Origin of the sequence: Flavobacterium hiemivividum, from assembly GCF_004349145.1 — a bacterium.
GTDB lineage: Bacteria > Bacteroidota > Bacteroidia > Flavobacteriales > Flavobacteriaceae > Flavobacterium > Flavobacterium hiemivividum.
The window spans coordinates 46,386-64,816 of record NZ_SMFO01000004.1 but is presented as its reverse complement, the minus strand read 5'-3'; the positions used below and the strand labels follow the sequence as shown (position 1 = coordinate 64,816).

The window sequence follows — 18,431 nt, the reverse complement described above, 5'->3', positions numbered from 1 at the left end:
AAATAAAATTATGAAAAAAATCATATTAACAGCGTTATCTATTTTCACTCTAGTATCGTGTCAAACTAATGACGCATACGAAGATTTAAATAGAGACCCAAAGAATCCAACTCAAGTTGATGCATCTTTTTTATTTACAAGTGCAACGAAAAGCTTAGTTGATCAAATGACAAGCACCAATGTAAATACTAATATTTTTAGAATGTTAGGACAACACTGGACTGAGACTACGTATGTTGACGAAGCCAATTACGACTTTAATACACGTAACATCACTAACGCGCATTGGTCAGAAATGTACAGAGACGTAATTCTAGATTTAGCTACTGCTAAAGAAAACACGGAGGCAACTCCCGTAACTGCTAGTTTTACTCAAGAAACTAAAGACACGAGAAAAGCTCAAATAGAGATTTTAAGTGTTTATGCTTGGGCTAATTTAGTTGAGACATTCGGAGATGTACCCTATTCTCAAGCATTAGACCCAGGGAAATACGTTTTACCTGTATACGACGATGCAGCTACAGTTTATGCTGATCTATTTACACGTTTAAATGCTGCGATTCCAGCTATAACTAATGACGGTTTCGGTGCAGCAGATCCAATTTATGGCGGAACAGCTAGTGCTTGGAAAAAATTTGGTAACTCATTAAAATTAAGAATGGGTATTCGCGTGATCGATGTTGCTGCAATGTCTGCAACAGCACAAGCTGCGATTACAACTGCTATTAGTGGTGGTGTATTTACTTCAAATGCAGACAACGCTTCAATGGCATACTCAAATGCATCTCCTAATACTAACCCTGTATGGGTAGATTTAGTACAATCAGGAAGATCTGATTTCGTTGCTGCTAATACATTAGTTGATTTCATGAACAATCTTGCTGACCCTAGAAGAGCGGTTTTCTTTAAACAAAATTTAGGCGCAGGAGTATACAAAGGTGGAACCTATGGCGCAGTAAGTAGTTTTACTACTAACACGCAACTAGGAGATAAAGTATATGACCCTACAAATCCAGCATCTTTGATTGACTATGCAGAAGTAAGTTTTTACCTAGCAGATGCTGCCGAACGTTCTATTTCAGGAACTCCAGCATTAGCAGCTGGATTTTACAACAATGGTGTTACAGCTTCATTCGACGATTGGGGAGCTACTGGAGTTATCGCTTACTTAGCTAATCCTAACGTAAACTATCTTACAGCACCTGGATCATGGAAAGTAAAAATTGGTAATCAACTTTGGTTAGCTATGCACAATAGAGGTTACGAGGCTTGGACAGCTTGGAGAACTTATGACATGCCAGGTTTTAACCTACCGGCTGTATCTGGACTTCCAGTTCCTACAAGATATACGTATCCTATTAGTGAGCAAAACTTGAACAAAACCAACTATACTGCAGCTTCTACTGCAATAGGTGGTGACAAGCAAACAACTAAAGTTTTCTGGGATAAATTCTAGAAATCCAATAAATATTATTAAAACCACCACCTTTAAAAGTGGTGGTTTTTTTTTATATCTTTGCACCATGGAAAAAGAACATCAAATATTTGGGATTAGAGCTATAATAGAAGCGATTCAAGCTGGTACAACAGTAGATAAAGTCTATATTCAAAAAGAAGCGAGCAGCGAACTGATGAAAGACTTAATGAAAGTGATGAAGCGTGCCAATGTAAACTTCTCTTACGTTCCTGTAGAAAAACTAAACAGATTAACTCCTAACAATCACCAAGGTGCTGTAGCGAGCATCTCCCCTATTTCCTTTTTTGACTTAGAAACCTTGATTGACACTGTTGTTGAAAACGGAAAAAAACCATTATTCCTTATACTAGATCAAATTTCTGACGCCCGTAACTTTGGAGCTATCATCAGAACTGCCGAATGTACTGGAGTAAATGGAATAATCGTTCAAAAAGCTGGTTCAGCGCCTGTAAATGGTGACACAGTAAAAACATCAGCAGGAGCAGTATTTAATATCCCTATTTGTAAAGTAGAACATATTAAGGATGCAATCTTTCTTTTGCAAGCAAGCGGAATTAAAACAATTGCTGCAACAGAAAAAACAGAACAAACCATTTATGATATTTCTCTAAATGAAGGAGTAGCCATCATTATGGGATCTGAAGATCGTGGAGTAAACCCATCGGTTTTGAAGATCGTCGATGAAAAAGCAAAACTACCTATGTTTGGAACTATCGGTTCCCTAAATGTGTCGGTTGCTTGTGGTGCTTTTTTATATGAAGCGTTGAGACAAAGAATATAATTCCCCCTACCCCCGAAGGGAGAACTAACATATAGCGGAATAAAAAACGAATCAAGACTCAGGTCTTGATTCGTTTTTTTCGTTTACTACGATATCATAATCGACAGTGTAATTTGAAGTGAAATAACTTGACAGTGGCTCAACTTCCTCTTCGTCTATTTCTACAACTGGTAAATTCACAAAATTACCATTCTCATCAAACCGTTCCATGAACTTATCTTCCGCGGGATCAAATTCAGGCCGTTCCCACTCATATTTAATCGGTTTCTTAAATTCTGGAGTCTTATACATTATAGATAGCACCAACCCGCTAATCAATCCTGCCAAATGTCCTTCCCAAGAAATAGTATCATCTACTTCTGGAAAAATATACCACAGCATTCCTCCATATAACATTATAACAGCGAGTGATAATGCTACCAAACGATAGTAGCGCGTCAATATTCCTTTAATAAAGATAAACGACACTAAAACATAAATCAAACCGCTCGCTCCAATATGGTAACTAGATCTTCCTATAAACCAAGTCAAAATCCCCGACATTAAAATTCCAAATCCTATTACCGCATAAGACTGTTTTGCATAAAAGAATTGCAAAGCAGCTAACAGGACTAATAAAGGCAAGGAGTTATTATAGAGATGCTTCAAATCAGAATGGATAAACGGACTAAATAACACGCCTTGCAATCCTGAAAATGTTCTTGGATAAATTCCATTTCGAACAAAATCAAAACCAAAACGAATTTCCAACCAATAGATGAACCAAAGCAACAACACAAAGAAAAGTGGCACTCCTAAAACAGCATTAGTAAATTTAAATTGATTATCCATCTAGTCATTTTTATTTTAAAAGCTAAATCAAATATTTATCCAAAAGCAATTTAATGCTATTTTGTCAGATAAACGAGAATCCAATCTAAAAATGAAGCATAGAAATTCCTAAAGTCAAGAATTCGAAAAGAAGCATAGAACCAATTAGCGCCTAAGAAATGGAGAAAAAAGCGAACTTACCGCATGGTTTCCTTTCGAAACAAAAGATATAATACAGACCCAGAATAGCTAAAATAAAAATAGTAATTTTGTAAAATGGAAGCACCACTTGCAGAACGCATTCGACCTCAAAAACTAGAAGACTACATCAGTCAATCCCACCTTATAGGAGAAAACGGATCGTTGACTCAACAAATAGCCAAAGGAATTATTCCCTCCTTAATTTTATGGGGACCACCAGGAACAGGTAAAACTTCCTTAGCACAAATTATTGCTCAGGAATCAAAACGTCCTTTTTATATATTAAGCGCCATCAATTCGGGTGTGAAAGACATTCGGGATGTTATCGAAAAAGCCAAACAAAGCGGCGGTCTATTTACCACTAAGAATCCTATTTTGTTTATAGATGAAATTCATCGTTTTAGCAAATCACAACAGGATTCCTTGCTTGCTGCAGTCGAAAAAGGATGGATCACTTTAATAGGCGCCACTACAGAAAACCCAAGTTTTGAAGTTATTCCCGCCTTATTGTCCCGTTGCCAAGTTTACATATTAAACGCTTTTACAAAAGACGATTTAGAATCTCTATTACAACGCGCTTTGACAACCGATACCTATATGGCATCTAAAAACATCGAGCTGCGAGAAACAGAAGCGCTATTGCGACTTTCTGGGGGGGATGGACGAAAGCTATTGAATATATTTGAATTGGTCGTAAACGCATCCGCTGAAGACCAAATAATCATCACTAACGACCGTGTGTTTGAACTAGTACAGCAAAACACCGTTTTGTATGACAAAAGTGGCGAACAGCATTATGACATCGTTTCTGCATTTATAAAATCGATTCGTGGAAGCGATCCTAATGGAGCCGTTTATTGGTTGGCTCGAATGATTGAAGGTGGAGAAGATGTGAAATTTATCGCCAGACGAATGCTCATTCTATCGAGTGAAGATATAGGAAATGCAAACCCTACAGCTTTTATAATGGCCAACAATACATTTCAAGCCGTGGCAACCATTGGCTATCCAGAAAGCCGAATCATACTAAGTCAATGTGCGATTTATCTAGCAACTTCTCCAAAAAGCAATGCTTCTTATCTTGCCATTGGAACTGCACAGCAACTTGTAAAACAAACTGGAGATCTCCCCGTTCCTATTCATTTGCGAAATGCTCCAACTAAATTAATGAAGGAATTAGGTTATGGAGACGAATATAAATATTCACATAATTACGCCAACAATTTTGCCGATCAGGAGTTTCTACCTGATGCAGTAAAAAATACTCCTTTATATGTTCCCGGAACGAACTCCAGAGAAACAACAACCAGAGAATTCTTGAAAAACCGCTGGAAAGGCAAATACGGTTATTAAACAAAAAGGTTCTAAAAAGCATCATTTAACTGTACTTCTTAGAACCTTTTTATTTTATCATAAATTGTATTAAAACTTAACCGCTATTTTTTCTGAAATAAGATTTTCGTTTTTATAGTATTGAAAAATCCAACCTTCTTCAGTCCCAAGTAAAACACCCTCGTTATCTCCTTTTATTGCGATAAAACAACTAGGACTGGCCGTTTTAAACACTTTCATCACTACTTTTGGCGTTGTATCGATCAATTGAAATCCATTAGCAACTGGCTGCGCATATAAGTATTTAACTGATGTATCTGTATTACTTACTGCATTAACTACAGCAGCTTTCTCAACTGCAACCGCTCGTACTTCAATTACTTCCTGCTTGACCGGTACTTCCTGCTTAACCGGCTTAGCGTCCACTTTAGCTTCAGCATTTGCACCACTGTATTTGTAATTTAAAGCGTCTATGGAAGCAAAAGCCTGATTTAGACATTCATTATAAGCAGTTTCATAGTCTTTCTCCTTACTTTTCCCAGTAACCGATTGATAGATGATTTTCCCATTACAATCTTTTAAGGTTATGAAAAGCTTAGTGATCAAAAAACCGTTTTCTTTTTGCAAATCAAAATACAATAAATCGCACCTCTCGCTAAAACCTTTTGGAGTCGTTTCATTGCTGTAGAAAGCTTCAAAACCAGCTTTTTTCAAATTGAATTTGGACAAGGTAGTAAGGCGGTATTGATTTTCCTCTTTTTGGAAATCAAATTTCACGGGAACAATTACTGCTTTGTAATCATTTACAGACTGTGCATAACTCTTTCCTGCAAGAACTAATAGGAATAATAAAATATATTTTTTCATAATTTAAAGGTAATTTTTAAGTTCTAATAAATGATTTATTTGTTTAATTTTATTGCCCACTGGGGTCTTGTTTTCATTAAAATATATTGCATCTAATCCCATGTCTAACGCTCCTTGAACGTCAGCATCTAGAGAATCACCAATCATAATACTGTTTTCTTTTTTGGCTTTGGCCAAATCTAAAGCATATTCAAAAATAATAGGATTGGGTTTCTTCACACCTGCCATTTCTGAATTAGTAATGGTATGAAAATAATCATGCAACTTCGAATTTTCAATTTTTCTTTTTTGAACATCAGCGAAACCATTGGTGATAATGTGCAGCTTATAGTTTTTATTTAAATAATCTAAAATCTCAAATGTCCCATCAAAAAGATGATTATTATCTGGCAACAAATGAATATACTCATTAGAAATACTATCAATCTGTTCATCAGAAACAGCATAATTAATAGCATCAAAGGAATCTTTTAATCTGTTGTATCGCAACTCTTCATGTGTAATCTTATCGTACTGATACAACTTCCAGCAAGCCTGATTGATAGGCACGTACTTTTCGATAAACATTTTAACTTCTATCTCGGGGTGATTTCTTTGAAAGATACGCTCAAAGGTCATCTCTGAATTTTTATCAAAGTCCCAAAGTGTGTGATCTAAATCAAAAAAAACGTCTGTTATATTGGTAATCTTCATTATAATTTTCTTTTAAAATATTCCTTCGTCAACAAAACTAAAATAACCAAATTCGGTCACAATTAAATGATCTAATACTTTTACTTCTAAGCTGTCTCCAGCCGTTTTTAACTTCTTGGTGATTTGTTTGTCGGCATCACTTGGTACTAAGGTTCCCGAAGGATGATTGTGACATAGAATCAAAGCAGTAGCACCTATTTCAAGCGCGTTTTTAAACACGATTCGTACATCTACTAAAGTTCCCGTTATACCACCTTTGCTCAATTGCAATTTGGATAGAATCTTATTCGAATTATTCAAATAAATAATCCAAAATTCTTCATGTGGCAATTCGCCAATCATGGGTTGCATAATTTCAAAAATCATTTTACTAGAAGTAATTTTAATCAATTCGACTGCATCTTCAGATCTTCTTCGTCTTCCTAATTCTAAAGCTGCAATAATAGAAATCGCTTTGGCTTCTCCTATGCCTTTGAAATTCATCAACTGAGAAATCGACAACTTACCTAAAGCATTTAGGTTATTGTCCACGCTTTTCAAGATCCTTCTACTCAAATCCACTGCCGATTCACTTCGACTACCTGAACCAATTAAAATAGCGATTAGCTCGGCATCACTCAAAGCACTTTTACCTTTCAGCATTAGTTTTTCTCGCGGCTTATCGTCTTCGGACCAATTGGTAATAGGAAAAAAAGCATTTTCATCCATACTGTCGTCTTAAAATTAGTCCATCTTAAAAATATTTATTTCTCAATCATTCCTTTTACCTCATCAAAATTTAATCCACCATAATTTCCTGAACTCATCAACAGTAACGCCGAATTATCCAAATTTAAATTAAACAAATACTCTTTGAAGTCTTTTGGATTGGTGTAAATAACCAAGTCTTTTCTATTAAAAGCAGTTGCAATTTGGTCGTATGTAACTTCTTCTAGTTGCTTAATTTTTACCGCGTCTGGCGAATAGAAAACTACAGCAACATCTGCATGTTCTAAGGCGCCTTCGTATTCTTTCAAAAACTCTGAATTTAAACTACTATAAGTATGCAATTCTAAACAGGCCACGAGTGTTCTGTTCGGATATTGTTCTTTTACTGCCTTTGTGGTAGCAGCCACCTTACTTGGGGAATGCGCAAAATCTTTGTAAGCTACTGTAGTTTTACTTTCAGCAATTTTTTCTAATCGTTTAGAGGCTCCTTTAAAACTAGCAATCGCTTCATAAAAATCAGCTTCGTCCACGCCCATGTTTTGGCAGATCCATTTGGCTCCAGCCAAATTATTTAGATTATGAGCACCAAAAACTTCGATAGGCATATCACCTTCTGGAGTTTCTAATAGAGTCATTCCGTTTTCTACTTTATAATTGGGAGTTGTATAGCCTAATTTACGTGTTGGGTTTACAGCCGCTTCCGATACACGTTTCACTTCGGCATCGTCTTCATTATACACTAGAATTCCGCCACGCGTGATTTTCTCAACGAAAATCTCAAATTGTTCTACATAATTTTCATAGGTAGGAAAAACATTGATATGGTCCCAAGCAATTCCTGATATCAAAGCAATATTTGGTTGGTATAAATGGAATTTTGGCCTTCTGTCAATTGGCGAAGACAAGTATTCATCTCCTTCTAAAACAATAAAATCATTTTCCTCCGTAAGATGCACCATGGTATCAAAACCTTCTAACTGCGCTCCCACCATATAATCCACAGCGATATCATTATAGTGCATCACATGTAAAATCATCGAGGTGATGGTCGTTTTCCCATGAGATCCGCCTATTACAACACGCGTTTTGTTTTTAGACTGCTCATATAAAAATTCAGGATACGAATATATTTTAAGTCCTAATTCTTGCGCTTTTAAGAGCTCTGGATTATCCGCCTTAGCATGCATCCCTAAAATTACAGCCTCAATATCATTTGTGATTTTTTCTGGAAACCAGCCTAATTCTGCAGGTAAAATTCCTTTTTTGTCCAGTCTTGATTTAGAAGGTTCAAAGATTGCATCGTCACTTCCTGTTACCTTGTATCCTTTATTATGTAATGCTAATGCAAGGTTGTGCATAGCACTTCCTCCTATTGCGATGAAATGTGTTCTCATTTATGTATATTCAATTGTGCGTTTGTACGTTTTTTTAATCAAATTAATTATCAGTTAATCTCTTGACTTCGTTTCTTGTATTCGGCTAAGGTGATTCTCGCTCTTTCAGGATCATTCATCTTGTTTTTATATAATTCAGCAAGCTTTTGATAACTCTTGGCTGAATTACCTATTTCAATTGCTTTCTTATATTGGATCTCTGCTGCTTTATATCTTTTATAATATTCTTCGATACGCGCTCTTGACATATAACCATCAACAGGAGATAACTTTAGCAATTCATTAGAATATCGTATCGCTTTCCCCTCACTTCCCCCTACAATCCTTGGCAACTGAATATTTAGCTCCACCAAAGCCCACCTAGCATCAACATGTTTTGGGTCTAATTGAATTGCTTTTTCGAATGAAGTTCTTATATCATCAATCATTCCAAGCGCTTTGAACTTATTTACCTCCAAAGCTCGCATACCTGTTGCCCCTCCATATTTATAAAAATAATCAGCTTCCGAAGGTTTTAGATTTTTCAGTTTTTCATAGTAGTCTATCGCTTGTTCCCATGACTTACGACTGCCTGCAATGTCACCTAAATATTCGATTACTTCAATATTAGACGGATTGGTTTTTAGAAGTGCTTCAAAAATAGGTTGCGCCTGATCGTACTTTTCAGCTTTGAAGAGTTTTTCAGCTTTTTCGAAATTAGATTGCGACCAAATCATCATTGGTAAAAATAAAAAGAGGATTACAATGTTTTTCATTCTTCAAAAATAAGGAATTTCTAATTGTAAACTATTTTCTCATCAAAAAGCTTTCACAATAAAAAACCTCTTAACTTGATTTGAACACAAGATAAGAGGTTTTTCTAATTATTTAATGCAGTATGTTATTTCACTATTGTCATTTCATCAACAATATGCTTAGCACCAGCATACTTGTCAATTATCCAAAGTACATAACGAATATCTACACTAATAGTTCTTTGCAATTTGGCATCAAAAATAACATCACCAGCCATCGCTTCAATGTTCCCATCAAATGCGATACCAACTAGCTCTCCTTTACCATTCAATACCGGAGAACCAGAATTTCCACCTGTAATATCATTGTCAGTTAAAAAATTAACTGGCATATATCCATTTTTATCAGCATATTGTCCAAAATCCTTTGCCTCGTTCAATTCCAATACTCGAGCTGGCAAATCAAATTCTGGATCACCTGCTTTATACTTTTTAACCAAACCGGTCATAGTCGTATAATTATTTACTTTTGCATCATTGCGCTTATCAACAGGTAAAGCACGCACTTTTCCGTAAGTCAATCTCAAAGTTGAATTTGCATCAGGATACTTTATCGAATTCATCTTAGATTCACGTAAACCTTCTACTAATGAACGGAATGCTTTAGCAAAATCATCATCTGCTTTTAATTGCGCATCTGATTTAGCTCTAATTTTTGTCATTAAATCATTCGACACTACATACAAAGGATCGTTTGCAATATTTTCTGGTTTTGGATCTTTCATGAAAGCAAAAACACTTTCTTTAGTGGCAAAAATACTTTTGGCAACAGCGTCATTCACATAAGAAGTAAAATCACCTTTATTTTCCTCTTTTAATTTCGCAACACTTTCAGGAAGTCCGTAAGCAGCCGCTTTTGAAGAGTATAAATTTAATTGTGCCGTAAAAACATCTTTCTCTAAAGGAGCGTGAAATTTCCCGTAAACACCATCAATATATTGGGTAACTCGAGGTAACATCTCTTGTCTCTTAGCTTCATTCTCTTTGTAATAAGCGATCAAGGTATTTCCTATATTAGCAGGAGCAGCTCCATAAGTAGCTGTTCTTATTAATTGAGTTAAATAATTATCATGCGTTGTTTTTAAGTTATTTTGAGAATAGTAGTTGTTGATCGTAGCGATTACATTACCATATTTTGCTTTGTTTGCTCTCTTGTTAGCCCAAGCATTGAATTTAGTTTCTTCTTTTGCCTTAGTAGCTGCAGTTCCCGCTTTTGTCAAAGCATCAATCATTCCTTGGCGGTTTTTCCAGTAGTTAGCAGTTGAAGCGTACTTAGAAGCATAATCTAAATTAACTTTTTCATTCGCATCCATATACACCTTCATTCTATCCATTCCGGTTTTTGCACCTTCAACCCAAGCAGGATAAGCAAACTTTACGTTTTGTTCAATTCCACCCGCTGGCATCCAACGATTTGTACGCCCTGGATAACCTAAAATCATGGCGAAATCATTTTCCTCCACTCCTTTTAAACTTACAGGCAAATGATGTTTTGGTTGCAATGGCACATTATCTTTAGAATATTCTGCTGGATTTCCATTTGCATCAGCATAAACTCTAAACATAGAGAAATCTGCGGTATGTCTTGGCCATTCCCAGTTATCAGTATCACCACCAAATTTCCCTAAACTTTCAGGTGGTGTTCCCACTAGACGAACATCTTTGTAGTCTTGGTAAACAAAATAGTAATATTCATTTCCTTCAAAGAAAGGTCGAACAGAAACAGTATATTTTCCACCTTCGTTATTCTCTTTTTCGATCAAAGCCATTTCTTGCTGAATCGCTTTGTTACGTTCAGTTTCTGTCATTTTATCATTTACTTTCGATAAAATTCTTTTAGAAACGTCATCCATGCGCACAAAAAAGCGAACGTATAACGATTTTGGTTTCATCTCTTCACTTTTGTCTTTTGCCCAAAAACCATTTTTTAAATAATTTTGTTCTTCAGACGAAAGCTCAGCGATCGCACCGTAACCACAATGATGATTTGTTAAAACAAGTCCTTCTCTTGAAACGATTTCGGCAGTACACCCACCGTTAAATTGAACAACTGCGTCTTTCAAACTGTGGTTGTTAATGCTATAGATTTCCTCAGCTGTAAGTTGCAATCCCATTTTCTCCATATCTCTATGGTTCAATCTTTCGATAAACATCAAAAACCACATTCCTTCGTCTGCTTTCACTGGGAAAGTCATCAGACACATGGTCAAGAATAAAATTATTTTTTTCATAATTTAACTATTTTTTTTGTGCTGCGAATATAAATCATTTTCGCAATTTTAAGTACTATCTGTCTTAAAAAACAACAACTACGCATCTGGTTTTAACTTAATTTTATGGATTTAATAATTGTTTAAATAAAAAACCGTTTCAATTGCTTGAAACGGTTTTTCTTATATCAGTAAAATGATTACTTAATCATTCAACATTTTCCATAATTTGTCTTTCAACTCTGTCAATCCTTGTTGAGCAACCGAAGAGATAAACATATAAGGAATCCCTTTGAAGGAAACATCTAATTCTGCTTTCAGTTCTGCTTTTAGATCATCATCTAGCATATCACATTTAGAAATAACAACCATACGCTCCTTATCAAGCATTTCTGGGTTGTATTTTGTCAATTCGTTTACCAAAATATCATATTCTCCTTTAATATCTGGCGTGTCAACAGGAACTAAGAATAGTAAGGTTGAATTTCTTTCGATATGTCTCAAGAAATAATGACCTAGGCCTTTTCCTTCTGCTGCACCTTCTATAATTCCAGGAATATCTGCTATTACAAAAGATTGAAAATCTCTGTAAGCTACAATTCCAAGGTTTGGCTTTAAAGTTGTAAACGGATAATCTGCAATTTTTGGCTTAGCCGATGTTAAAACAGACAATAGTGTTGATTTTCCAGCATTTGGAAAACCTACTAAACCTACATCTGCTAAAACTTTAAGTTCTAAAATAACATCCATCTCCGTTCCAGGTAATCCCGGTTGCGAGTATCTAGGAGTTTGGTTTGTAGAACTTCTAAAGTGCCAGTTTCCTAAACCTCCTTTACCACCTCTAGACAATACTTGTTTTTCACCGTCTTCGGTGATTTCAAACAAGGTTTCACCAGTTTCTTTATCTTTCACAACAGTTCCTAAAGGAACTTCGATAAACTTGTCATCACCATCGGCGCCAGTGCTTCTATCTCCACTACCGTCACCACCGTTTCCAGCTTTGATGTGACGAGCAAATTTAAGGTGAAATAAAGTCCAAAGCCCTTTGTTCCCTACAAGATAAACATGACCTCCACGTCCTCCATCACCCCCATCAGGTCCACCCTTTTCAATAAATTTTTCTCTATGCAAATGCGTAGATCCTTTTCCACCTTTACCCGATGAAACAAATATTTTTACATAATCTACGAAATTCCCTTCAGTCATAACTTTTAGTATTCAGTGGTCAGCAATTATTTTTTCAAGTACTCAGTGTAATTACTTTGTACTAAAATCAATCCTTTGCACTATTATTTTAAGGCTCTCACCATTACTTTATCAATCTTCACTCCATCCATATCAATCACTTCCAATTCGAATTTACGCCAAATCAATTTTTCCCCTTGTTTTGGAATATGCGAAAGTTCCGTCATTATTAAACCACCAACGGTTGTCACGTCATAGTCATTTATTAATTCGTCCAAATCAAAGTACGTTAGAAAATCATGTAGCGAATAATGTCCGTCTACCATCCATGTTCCATCTTCTCTTTTAACCAATTGGAATTCTTCTCTATAAAAATCAGACACATTTCCCACTAAGGCTTCCAGAATATCATTTAAGGTGATCACTCCTTGAAAAATACCATATTCATCAGCGACCATGGTATAATGAACACCTGTTTTCTTAAATCGCTCCAATGCCTTGTAAGCAGTCGTTTGTTCCATCATGAACGGAGCTTCAGTCATTAAATTTGCCAAATTGAAATTCTCATCATCAATATGTGCAAAAATATTTTTCAAATTTACCACTCCCACAATATCGTCGTAATTCTGATTGTAAACTGGGTAAACAGAATGCAACTCATGTCTCATTAACGTCTTCACCTCTTCTTTATTCGAATGTAACGGCAAATAAACCACAGATTTTCTATGGGTCATTAACGAATTTATTTTCCTGTCTCCAATGTAAAAAACGCGCTCTACAATATCTTGTTCAATCTCTTGAACTTCTCCAGTTTCTGTACCCTCTTTTATAATCGCCTTAATTTCTTCTTCGGTAATTTTTCCGTCAGATGAAGGTCTAATTTGAAGAATATCTAATAAAAACTCTGTAGAAGTTGTCAGTAACCAAATAAATGGAGCAGTTACCACAGAAATTATTTTCATGGGCATCGCAAAAGTTTTTGCGATCGCTTCAGGATGATTTAAACCAATTCTTTTGGGCAGTAACTCTCCTAAAACCAAGGAGAAAAAAGTCAATATTACGACAACAATACCTACTGCAATCGTCTCAGCATAAGGTTTTAAAATCTCGAATCCCACAACGAATGTTTCAACATCAGTCGTGATCTTATCCCCACTGTAAATACCAGTAAGAATACCTATCAAGGTAATTCCTATTTGAACTGTAGACAGGAATTTATTTGGCGAATTAGCCAAATTAAGTGCAATTTGAGCACTTTTATTCCCCTTCTTCGCCGAAGACTCTAATCTGCTTTTTCTAGCCGAAATTAATGCGATTTCAGACATGGAGAAAACTCCATTTAATAAAATCAGAAAAAGTATTATTAATATTTCCATTTACACTATTTAAAGCCAAAAGTCAATTGATACTATACCTAACTTCGACTTTTAAAAAAACCGAATTTCACTATAAATTATCGATAACTGCACTTAAACGCTCGGTAATTTCTTGAACACTTCCTATTCCGTTTACAGCGTGAAATTTCCCTTGATCGTTATAATACTGCATTAAAGGAGCCGTTTTTTCATTGTATTCGTCGTACCTGTTTCTAATTTTATCTTCATCTTGATCATCAATTCTACCACTTGTTTTTCCTCTTTCAAGTAAGCGTTTAATCAAAATTTCATCATCAGCTTCTAAGGCTACTGTAGCAGTCACTTTAGAACCAATCGACGACAAAAACGCATCTAAAGCAACCGCTTGTGAAATCGTTCTTGGATAGCCGTCAAATAAAACACCGTTAGTATCTGTATGTTTATTTACCTCATCAATAAGCATCTTAGTAGTCAATTCATCAGGCACTAAATCTCCAGCATCCATATAAACCCTCACTTGTTTACCTAGCTCTGTATCGTTTTTTAGATTAAAACGAAAAACATCACCTGTAGATATGTGTGTTAATTTATATTTTTCTTTCAAAAATTCTGCTTGAGTTCCTTTTCCTGCTCCTGGTTTTCCAAATAAAACAATGTTGATCATAATGTGTGTTGCCTAGTTATTCTTTTAGTTTATATACTTCTGGTAAGTTTCTTCCTAACCCGTCATAATCAAGACCAAAACCGACTATGAATTTATTTGGAATCCTGATTCCTACATAATCTATTTTAATGTCTTTTTGATATGCTTCTGGCTTAAAGAAGAGGGTAGCTATTTTAAAATGCTTTACGTTTTGCGCTTTGAATAATTGTTTCAATTCAACCAATGTATTTCCGGTATCAATGATATCTTCGATAACAATAACGGAGCGCCCGGTTAAATCCTGATTCAATCCTATCAATTGTCTTACTTCATTTGTAGAAGAAGTTCCTTCATAGGAAGACATTTTTATAAAACTTACTTCACATGGCTTTTTATACGCTTTCATAAAGTCAGAAACGACCATAAAAGCACCATTTAAAACTCCCACAAACACAGGAATATCATCAGCAAAATCGGCTTCTATCTGTTCGGCCATTTTTGTTATTGCAAACTGTATTTCTTTAGCAGAAATAAACGGAACAAATTCTTTATCGTGAAGTTGAATCATGATTATTCTATTTAAAATAATTCGCAAATATAGGAATTTCTGAATTGAGAACTCCGTTTTAAACCCATAAGAATACCGTACATTTGAAAATAATATGTTTTTTTAACCTTAGATGAATAACGACCTTTATAAAAATATCGCGAACAGCACTGCATATAGATCTAGTAGAGACGAAAATGCCCAGCATATTTTAACCAATTCCAACTTATTTCCTGATTTACTGCAAATTGCTTTAACAATCGAGGATAAAAACCACCACAAAGCCTGTTGGATCCTAGAATTAGTTCTAGAAAAACAACTCCATTTACTTACAAATCATCTTCCAGTCTTCTGTAGTAGTCTTTCAACATTTACAAACGAAAGCGCCTTGCGTTCTATTTCGAAAATTTGTATGTTCTTAAGCCAACACCTCAGCTTAACCAACATACAAGAACAACAAATTACCGAAAGCTGCTTTGATTGGCTCATTAACGAAAACGGAAAAGTAGCCACAAAAGCCTACGCCATTCGAGCTTTGTATGAATTGGGTAAAAAATACGATTGGATATATCCTGAATTGAAGCGTATTCTTAGCGATGATTACCATAAACATTCGGCAGCTTACAAAGCCGTTGCAAGAGAAATATTGAAGAAAATAAAATAGCATTTTCCTATTCAATCATTATAAAGTATCTTTGTCCTGAACAAACTTTCAATACAATGAATTATTTTTCTTCCGATTTTAAACTAGGAATATTAGGTGGCGGACAACTGGGTAAAATGCTTTTGTTTGACACTAGAAAATTTGACATACAAACCTATGTTCTGGATCCAAGTGATGAAGCACCTTGCAAAATCGCCTGCGATCAGTTCTTCAAAGGAGATTTGATGGATTTTGACACCGTTTACAATTTTGGAAAAAAAGTCGATGTTTTGACTTTCGAAATTGAACTTGTCAATTTGAGCGCCTTAGAAAAATTAGAAAACGAAGGTGTAAAAGTTTTTCCTTCGCCAAAAACACTAAAACTAATTCAGAATAAAGGAATTCAGAAAGATTTTTATACAAAACATAATTTACCAACAGCAGCTTACAAGCGTTTTAACGACTTAAAAAGTTTAGTAGTTCAAATATTAGATTCTAAATTAAGAATGCCTTTTGTATGGAAATGCACTGAATTTGGTTATGACGGAAATGGGGTAAAAGTTATTAGAGACATTTCAGATTTAGAGAATCTCCCAAACGTTGAATGCATTGCAGAGGAAATGGTACCATTCAAAAATGAATTGGCAGTTATCGTTTGTCGTAATCCTTCTGGCGAAATTAGAACCTATCCTGTAGTCGAAATGGAATTTCATCCAGAGGCTAACCAAGTAGAATATGTAATTTGTCCTGCAAGAATTGATAATCTAGTTGCCGAAAAAGCGAGAGCCATCGCATTACAAGTTTCTGAAAAATTCAATCACGTAGGATTATTGGCTGTTGAAATGTTCCAAACAGAAGACGATGAAATATTAATAAACGAAGTAGCACCAAGACCACATAACTCAGGACATTACTCTATTGAAAGTAGTTATACTTCACAATTTGAAAACCACCTTAGAGCCATTCTAAACTTACCTTTGGGAAACACAGATAGTAAAGCAGCTGGGATTATGGTTAATTTAGTAGGTGCTGAAGGTTTTTCTGGTGATGTTATTTACGAAAATATCGAAAAAATATTAGGCTGGAATGGTGTTACGCCACATATTTACGGAAAAAAACAAACACGTCCATTTAGAAAAATGGGACATGTTACTATTGTAAACACCGACATTAAAGAAGCACGAAGAATCGCCGAAGAAGTTAAAAACACGATTAGAGTAATCAGTTTACAGTAATAAATTAATTAAAAGATTGAAAAATTGAAGGATTTAGAAGATTCATTCTATTTAACCTTTATACCAATCTTTAAATACTTTAAATAAAAAACAATGAGCAAAGTAGCTATAATAATGGGAAGCATCTCAGACATGCCTGTAATGCAAGAAGCCATAGAAGTATTGAAAGGCTTCGGAATAGAGATCGAAGTGGATATCGTTTCGGCACATAGAACTCCTGAAAAATTATTCGATTTTAGTCAAAACGCACATACTCGCGGAATTTCGGTAGTTATTGCTGGTGCTGGCGGAGCAGCTCATTTACCAGGAATGGTCGCTTCCATGTCTCCACTTCCAGTAATTGGAGTTCCTGTAAAATCAAGTAATTCAATCGATGGCTGGGATAGTATTTTATCAATCTTACAAATGCCAGGCGGAGTTCCTGTAGCCACTGTCGCTTTAAACGGTGCTAAAAACGCAGGAATCTTGGCCGCTCAAATTATTGGAAGTCACGATAAAAACATATTAGACAAAGTGATCCAATATAAATTAGGTCTTAAAGAGTCTGTAATTATCGCTTCTGAAAGTCTTTTGAAACAATAATAAAACCAAAAAAAGCTTCTCATCACGAGAAGCTTTTTTTGGTTTTATTAAATTCTAATTTTAAAGAAAACAGCTTTTGAATTACAGTTCTCCTATCAATTCTTCCAAAACTCCTTCAAATTCAAAACTTATAAAATCTTCTTTATTTATCCAGTTCTCAGAAGTTACTAAAGTATAATTCACATTATCGGCAGTATTCAACTCCCAAATTATTCCTTCTGCTTCTGGAAATGGAATATTCTGAGTCATTTGATCATCAAATAATCGCTTGATTAAATTCCTGTCAGACAATCCATTATTAAATAATTTTAGTACATTTTCTCTTGTCAATATCTTAGTTTCATCTACTTCGTTAGCTGTTATTGAAAAATGAACAACCGAGGCTTTTGCATTTGGAAATTTCCCATTATACGCTTTAAAAAGCAATTGATTTACATTAAAAAGCCTTCCTTGCATGTGAATTTCAGGATACTCCTCACATACTTTATCAATTAACATATTATGCGAGATTTGCTCAATTTGCCCTTCATTTAAATCTTCTCCTAATTGATAAGCAAGCACAATTTCGGCTGCCTCACTGGGTCCATAATCAGATATTGCCATTTCCAATAACTCTGGCAAATTCTTTTTTTCTGCTGTTGCTCCATCAGGATAGTTAAATTTTTCTAATAATTGAATATAATCATCATCTGACCAATATCCTTCTACTTCATTTACAGTATCAATACGTTTTATTATAATTTGATAATTCATTTTGTTTATTTTAAAATTGTTTACGATTAGCTCTTCTATAAAACTCTAATCGGATTTTTTACAATTTAAGACTTTTAAACACTACCACGAAATAAATAACATTTAAATAACAGAATCATTCACACTCCTATACAAAGTGAATCAATTCTATATGAGTTGCTAAATTTTTATAAATTACTACCTTTACACATCTAAAAAAAAATTGATTTCTAACACTGAAA

General features: G+C 35.0%; 18 protein-coding genes. 6 read left to right on the top strand and 12 right to left on the bottom strand.

Going from position 1 to position 18,431, the window contains the following annotated elements:
* Window positions 1-10 precede the first annotated feature (10 nt).
* Together E0F98_RS07525 and rlmB are read left to right on the top strand one after the other, a co-directional pair.
* Entirely contained in the window at window positions 11-1,456 is a 1,446-nt protein-coding gene (locus E0F98_RS07525) for a SusD/RagB family nutrient-binding outer membrane lipoprotein (protein ID WP_132110102.1), read from the top strand.
* Window positions 1,457-1,523: 67 nt separating this feature from the next.
* A complete protein-coding gene (rlmB, locus tag E0F98_RS07520; RefSeq protein WP_132110100.1) occupies window positions 1,524-2,258 on the top strand; it encodes a 23S rRNA (guanosine(2251)-2'-O)-methyltransferase RlmB in 735 nt (244 codons plus the stop codon).
* 51 nt (window positions 2,259-2,309) lie between these two features.
* Here the strand turns inward: rlmB and E0F98_RS07515 are convergent, their stop codons facing one another.
* On the bottom strand, window positions 2,310-3,089 hold the full coding sequence (locus E0F98_RS07515) for a rhomboid family intramembrane serine protease (protein WP_132110098.1): 780 nt from the start codon (window positions 3,087-3,089) through the stop codon (window positions 2,310-2,312).
* Window positions 3,090-3,344: 255 nt separating this feature from the next.
* On the opposite strand from E0F98_RS07515, the gene E0F98_RS07510 reads away from it, so the two are divergent.
* Window positions 3,345-4,622, top strand: a complete 1,278-nt coding sequence (locus E0F98_RS07510; protein ID WP_132110096.1) for a replication-associated recombination protein A — start codon at window positions 3,345-3,347, stop codon at window positions 4,620-4,622.
* 69 nt (window positions 4,623-4,691) lie between these two features.
* On the opposite strand, the gene E0F98_RS07505 is transcribed toward E0F98_RS07510, so the two are convergent.
* The 10 genes from E0F98_RS07505 to hpt all read right to left on the bottom strand — a co-directional run bounded on the left by E0F98_RS07505 (window position 4,692) and on the right by hpt (window position 15,018).
* On the bottom strand, window positions 4,692-5,468 hold the full coding sequence (locus tag E0F98_RS07505) for a hypothetical protein (RefSeq protein WP_132110094.1): 777 nt from the start codon (window positions 5,466-5,468) through the stop codon (window positions 4,692-4,694).
* Between the two features lie 3 nt (window positions 5,469-5,471).
* Window positions 5,472-6,161 (bottom strand): YjjG family noncanonical pyrimidine nucleotidase, encoded by a 690-nt coding sequence (locus E0F98_RS07500; RefSeq protein ID WP_132110092.1) that lies wholly within the window; start codon window positions 6,159-6,161, stop codon window positions 5,472-5,474.
* Window positions 6,162-6,173: 12 nt separating this feature from the next.
* A complete protein-coding gene (radC, locus tag E0F98_RS07495) occupies window positions 6,174-6,869 on the bottom strand; it encodes a RadC family protein (protein WP_132110090.1) in 696 nt (231 codons plus the stop codon).
* Window positions 6,870-6,904: 35 nt separating this feature from the next.
* A complete protein-coding gene (locus tag E0F98_RS07490) occupies window positions 6,905-8,263 on the bottom strand; it encodes a UDP-N-acetylmuramate--L-alanine ligase (RefSeq protein ID WP_132110088.1) in 1,359 nt (452 codons plus the stop codon).
* Between the two features lie 50 nt (window positions 8,264-8,313).
* Entirely contained in the window at window positions 8,314-9,018 is a 705-nt protein-coding gene (locus E0F98_RS07485) for a tetratricopeptide repeat protein (protein ID WP_132110086.1), read from the bottom strand.
* 125 nt (window positions 9,019-9,143) lie between these two features.
* Window positions 9,144-11,288 carry a S46 family peptidase gene (locus E0F98_RS07480; protein ID WP_132110084.1) on the bottom strand — a complete coding sequence of 715 codons (2,145 nt, stop codon included), beginning with the start codon at window positions 11,286-11,288 and terminating at the stop codon, window positions 9,144-9,146.
* 183 nt (window positions 11,289-11,471) lie between these two features.
* On the bottom strand, window positions 11,472-12,473 hold the full coding sequence (gene obgE, locus E0F98_RS07475; protein WP_132110082.1) for a GTPase ObgE: 1,002 nt from the start codon (window positions 12,471-12,473) through the stop codon (window positions 11,472-11,474).
* Window positions 12,474-12,556: 83 nt separating this feature from the next.
* Entirely contained in the window at window positions 12,557-13,777 is a 1,221-nt protein-coding gene (locus E0F98_RS07470; RefSeq protein WP_243699216.1) for a hemolysin family protein, read from the bottom strand.
* Between the two features lie 121 nt (window positions 13,778-13,898).
* Window positions 13,899-14,471, bottom strand: a complete 573-nt coding sequence (locus tag E0F98_RS07465; RefSeq protein ID WP_132110078.1) for an adenylate kinase — start codon at window positions 14,469-14,471, stop codon at window positions 13,899-13,901.
* 16 nt (window positions 14,472-14,487) lie between these two features.
* Window positions 14,488-15,018, bottom strand: coding sequence for a hypoxanthine phosphoribosyltransferase (gene hpt / locus E0F98_RS07460; RefSeq protein ID WP_132110076.1), 531 nt, complete (start codon window positions 15,016-15,018; stop codon window positions 14,488-14,490).
* A gap of 112 nt (window positions 15,019-15,130) precedes the next feature.
* Between hpt and E0F98_RS07455 the strand changes: the two genes are divergently transcribed.
* The 3 genes from E0F98_RS07455 (at window position 15,131) to purE (ending at window position 17,457) form a co-directional block, all read left to right on the top strand.
* Window positions 15,131-15,661, top strand: coding sequence for a hypothetical protein (locus E0F98_RS07455; RefSeq protein WP_132110074.1), 531 nt, complete (start codon window positions 15,131-15,133; stop codon window positions 15,659-15,661).
* A gap of 56 nt (window positions 15,662-15,717) precedes the next feature.
* On the top strand, window positions 15,718-16,875 hold the full coding sequence (locus E0F98_RS07450) for a 5-(carboxyamino)imidazole ribonucleotide synthase (protein WP_132110072.1): 1,158 nt from the start codon (window positions 15,718-15,720) through the stop codon (window positions 16,873-16,875).
* Between the two features lie 93 nt (window positions 16,876-16,968).
* Window positions 16,969-17,457 (top strand): 5-(carboxyamino)imidazole ribonucleotide mutase, encoded by a 489-nt coding sequence (gene purE, locus E0F98_RS07445; RefSeq protein ID WP_132110070.1) that lies wholly within the window; start codon window positions 16,969-16,971, stop codon window positions 17,455-17,457.
* A gap of 81 nt (window positions 17,458-17,538) precedes the next feature.
* Here the strand turns inward: purE and E0F98_RS07440 are convergent, their stop codons facing one another.
* A complete protein-coding gene (locus E0F98_RS07440) occupies window positions 17,539-18,210 on the bottom strand; it encodes a hypothetical protein (protein ID WP_132110068.1) in 672 nt (223 codons plus the stop codon).
* Window positions 18,211-18,431: the final 221 nt, after the last annotated feature.

Bases quoted from the DNA above. Each gene is read 5' to 3' on its own strand.
- E0F98_RS07525 (WP_132110102.1), top strand. From the start codon at position 11: ATGAAAAAAATCATATTAACAGCGTTATCTATTTTCACTCTAGTATCG.
- rlmB (WP_132110100.1), top strand. From the start codon at position 1,524: ATGGAAAAAGAACATCAAATATTTGGGATTAGAGCTATAATAGAAGCG.
- E0F98_RS07515 (WP_132110098.1), bottom strand. From the start codon at position 3,089: ATGGATAATCAATTTAAATTTACTAATGCTGTTTTAGGAGTGCCACTT.
- E0F98_RS07510 (WP_132110096.1), top strand. From the start codon at position 3,345: ATGGAAGCACCACTTGCAGAACGCATTCGACCTCAAAAACTAGAAGAC.
- E0F98_RS07505 (WP_132110094.1), bottom strand. From the start codon at position 5,468: ATGAAAAAATATATTTTATTATTCCTATTAGTTCTTGCAGGAAAGAGT.
- E0F98_RS07500 (WP_132110092.1), bottom strand. From the start codon at position 6,161: ATGAAGATTACCAATATAACAGACGTTTTTTTTGATTTAGATCACACA.
- radC (WP_132110090.1), bottom strand. From the start codon at position 6,869: ATGGATGAAAATGCTTTTTTTCCTATTACCAATTGGTCCGAAGACGAT.
- E0F98_RS07490 (WP_132110088.1), bottom strand. From the start codon at position 8,263: ATGAGAACACATTTCATCGCAATAGGAGGAAGTGCTATGCACAACCTT.
- E0F98_RS07485 (WP_132110086.1), bottom strand. From the start codon at position 9,018: ATGAAAAACATTGTAATCCTCTTTTTATTTTTACCAATGATGATTTGG.
- E0F98_RS07480 (WP_132110084.1), bottom strand. From the start codon at position 11,288: ATGAAAAAAATAATTTTATTCTTGACCATGTGTCTGATGACTTTCCCA.
- obgE (WP_132110082.1), bottom strand. From the start codon at position 12,473: ATGACTGAAGGGAATTTCGTAGATTATGTAAAAATATTTGTTTCATCG.
- E0F98_RS07470 (WP_243699216.1), bottom strand. From the start codon at position 13,777: ATGTCTGAAATCGCATTAATTTCGGCTAGAAAAAGCAGATTAGAGTCT.
- E0F98_RS07465 (WP_132110078.1), bottom strand. From the start codon at position 14,471: ATGATCAACATTGTTTTATTTGGAAAACCAGGAGCAGGAAAAGGAACT.
- hpt (WP_132110076.1), bottom strand. From the start codon at position 15,018: ATGATTCAACTTCACGATAAAGAATTTGTTCCGTTTATTTCTGCTAAA.
- E0F98_RS07455 (WP_132110074.1), top strand. From the start codon at position 15,131: ATGAATAACGACCTTTATAAAAATATCGCGAACAGCACTGCATATAGA.
- E0F98_RS07450 (WP_132110072.1), top strand. From the start codon at position 15,718: ATGAATTATTTTTCTTCCGATTTTAAACTAGGAATATTAGGTGGCGGA.
- purE (WP_132110070.1), top strand. From the start codon at position 16,969: ATGAGCAAAGTAGCTATAATAATGGGAAGCATCTCAGACATGCCTGTA.
- E0F98_RS07440 (WP_132110068.1), bottom strand. From the start codon at position 18,210: ATGAATTATCAAATTATAATAAAACGTATTGATACTGTAAATGAAGTA.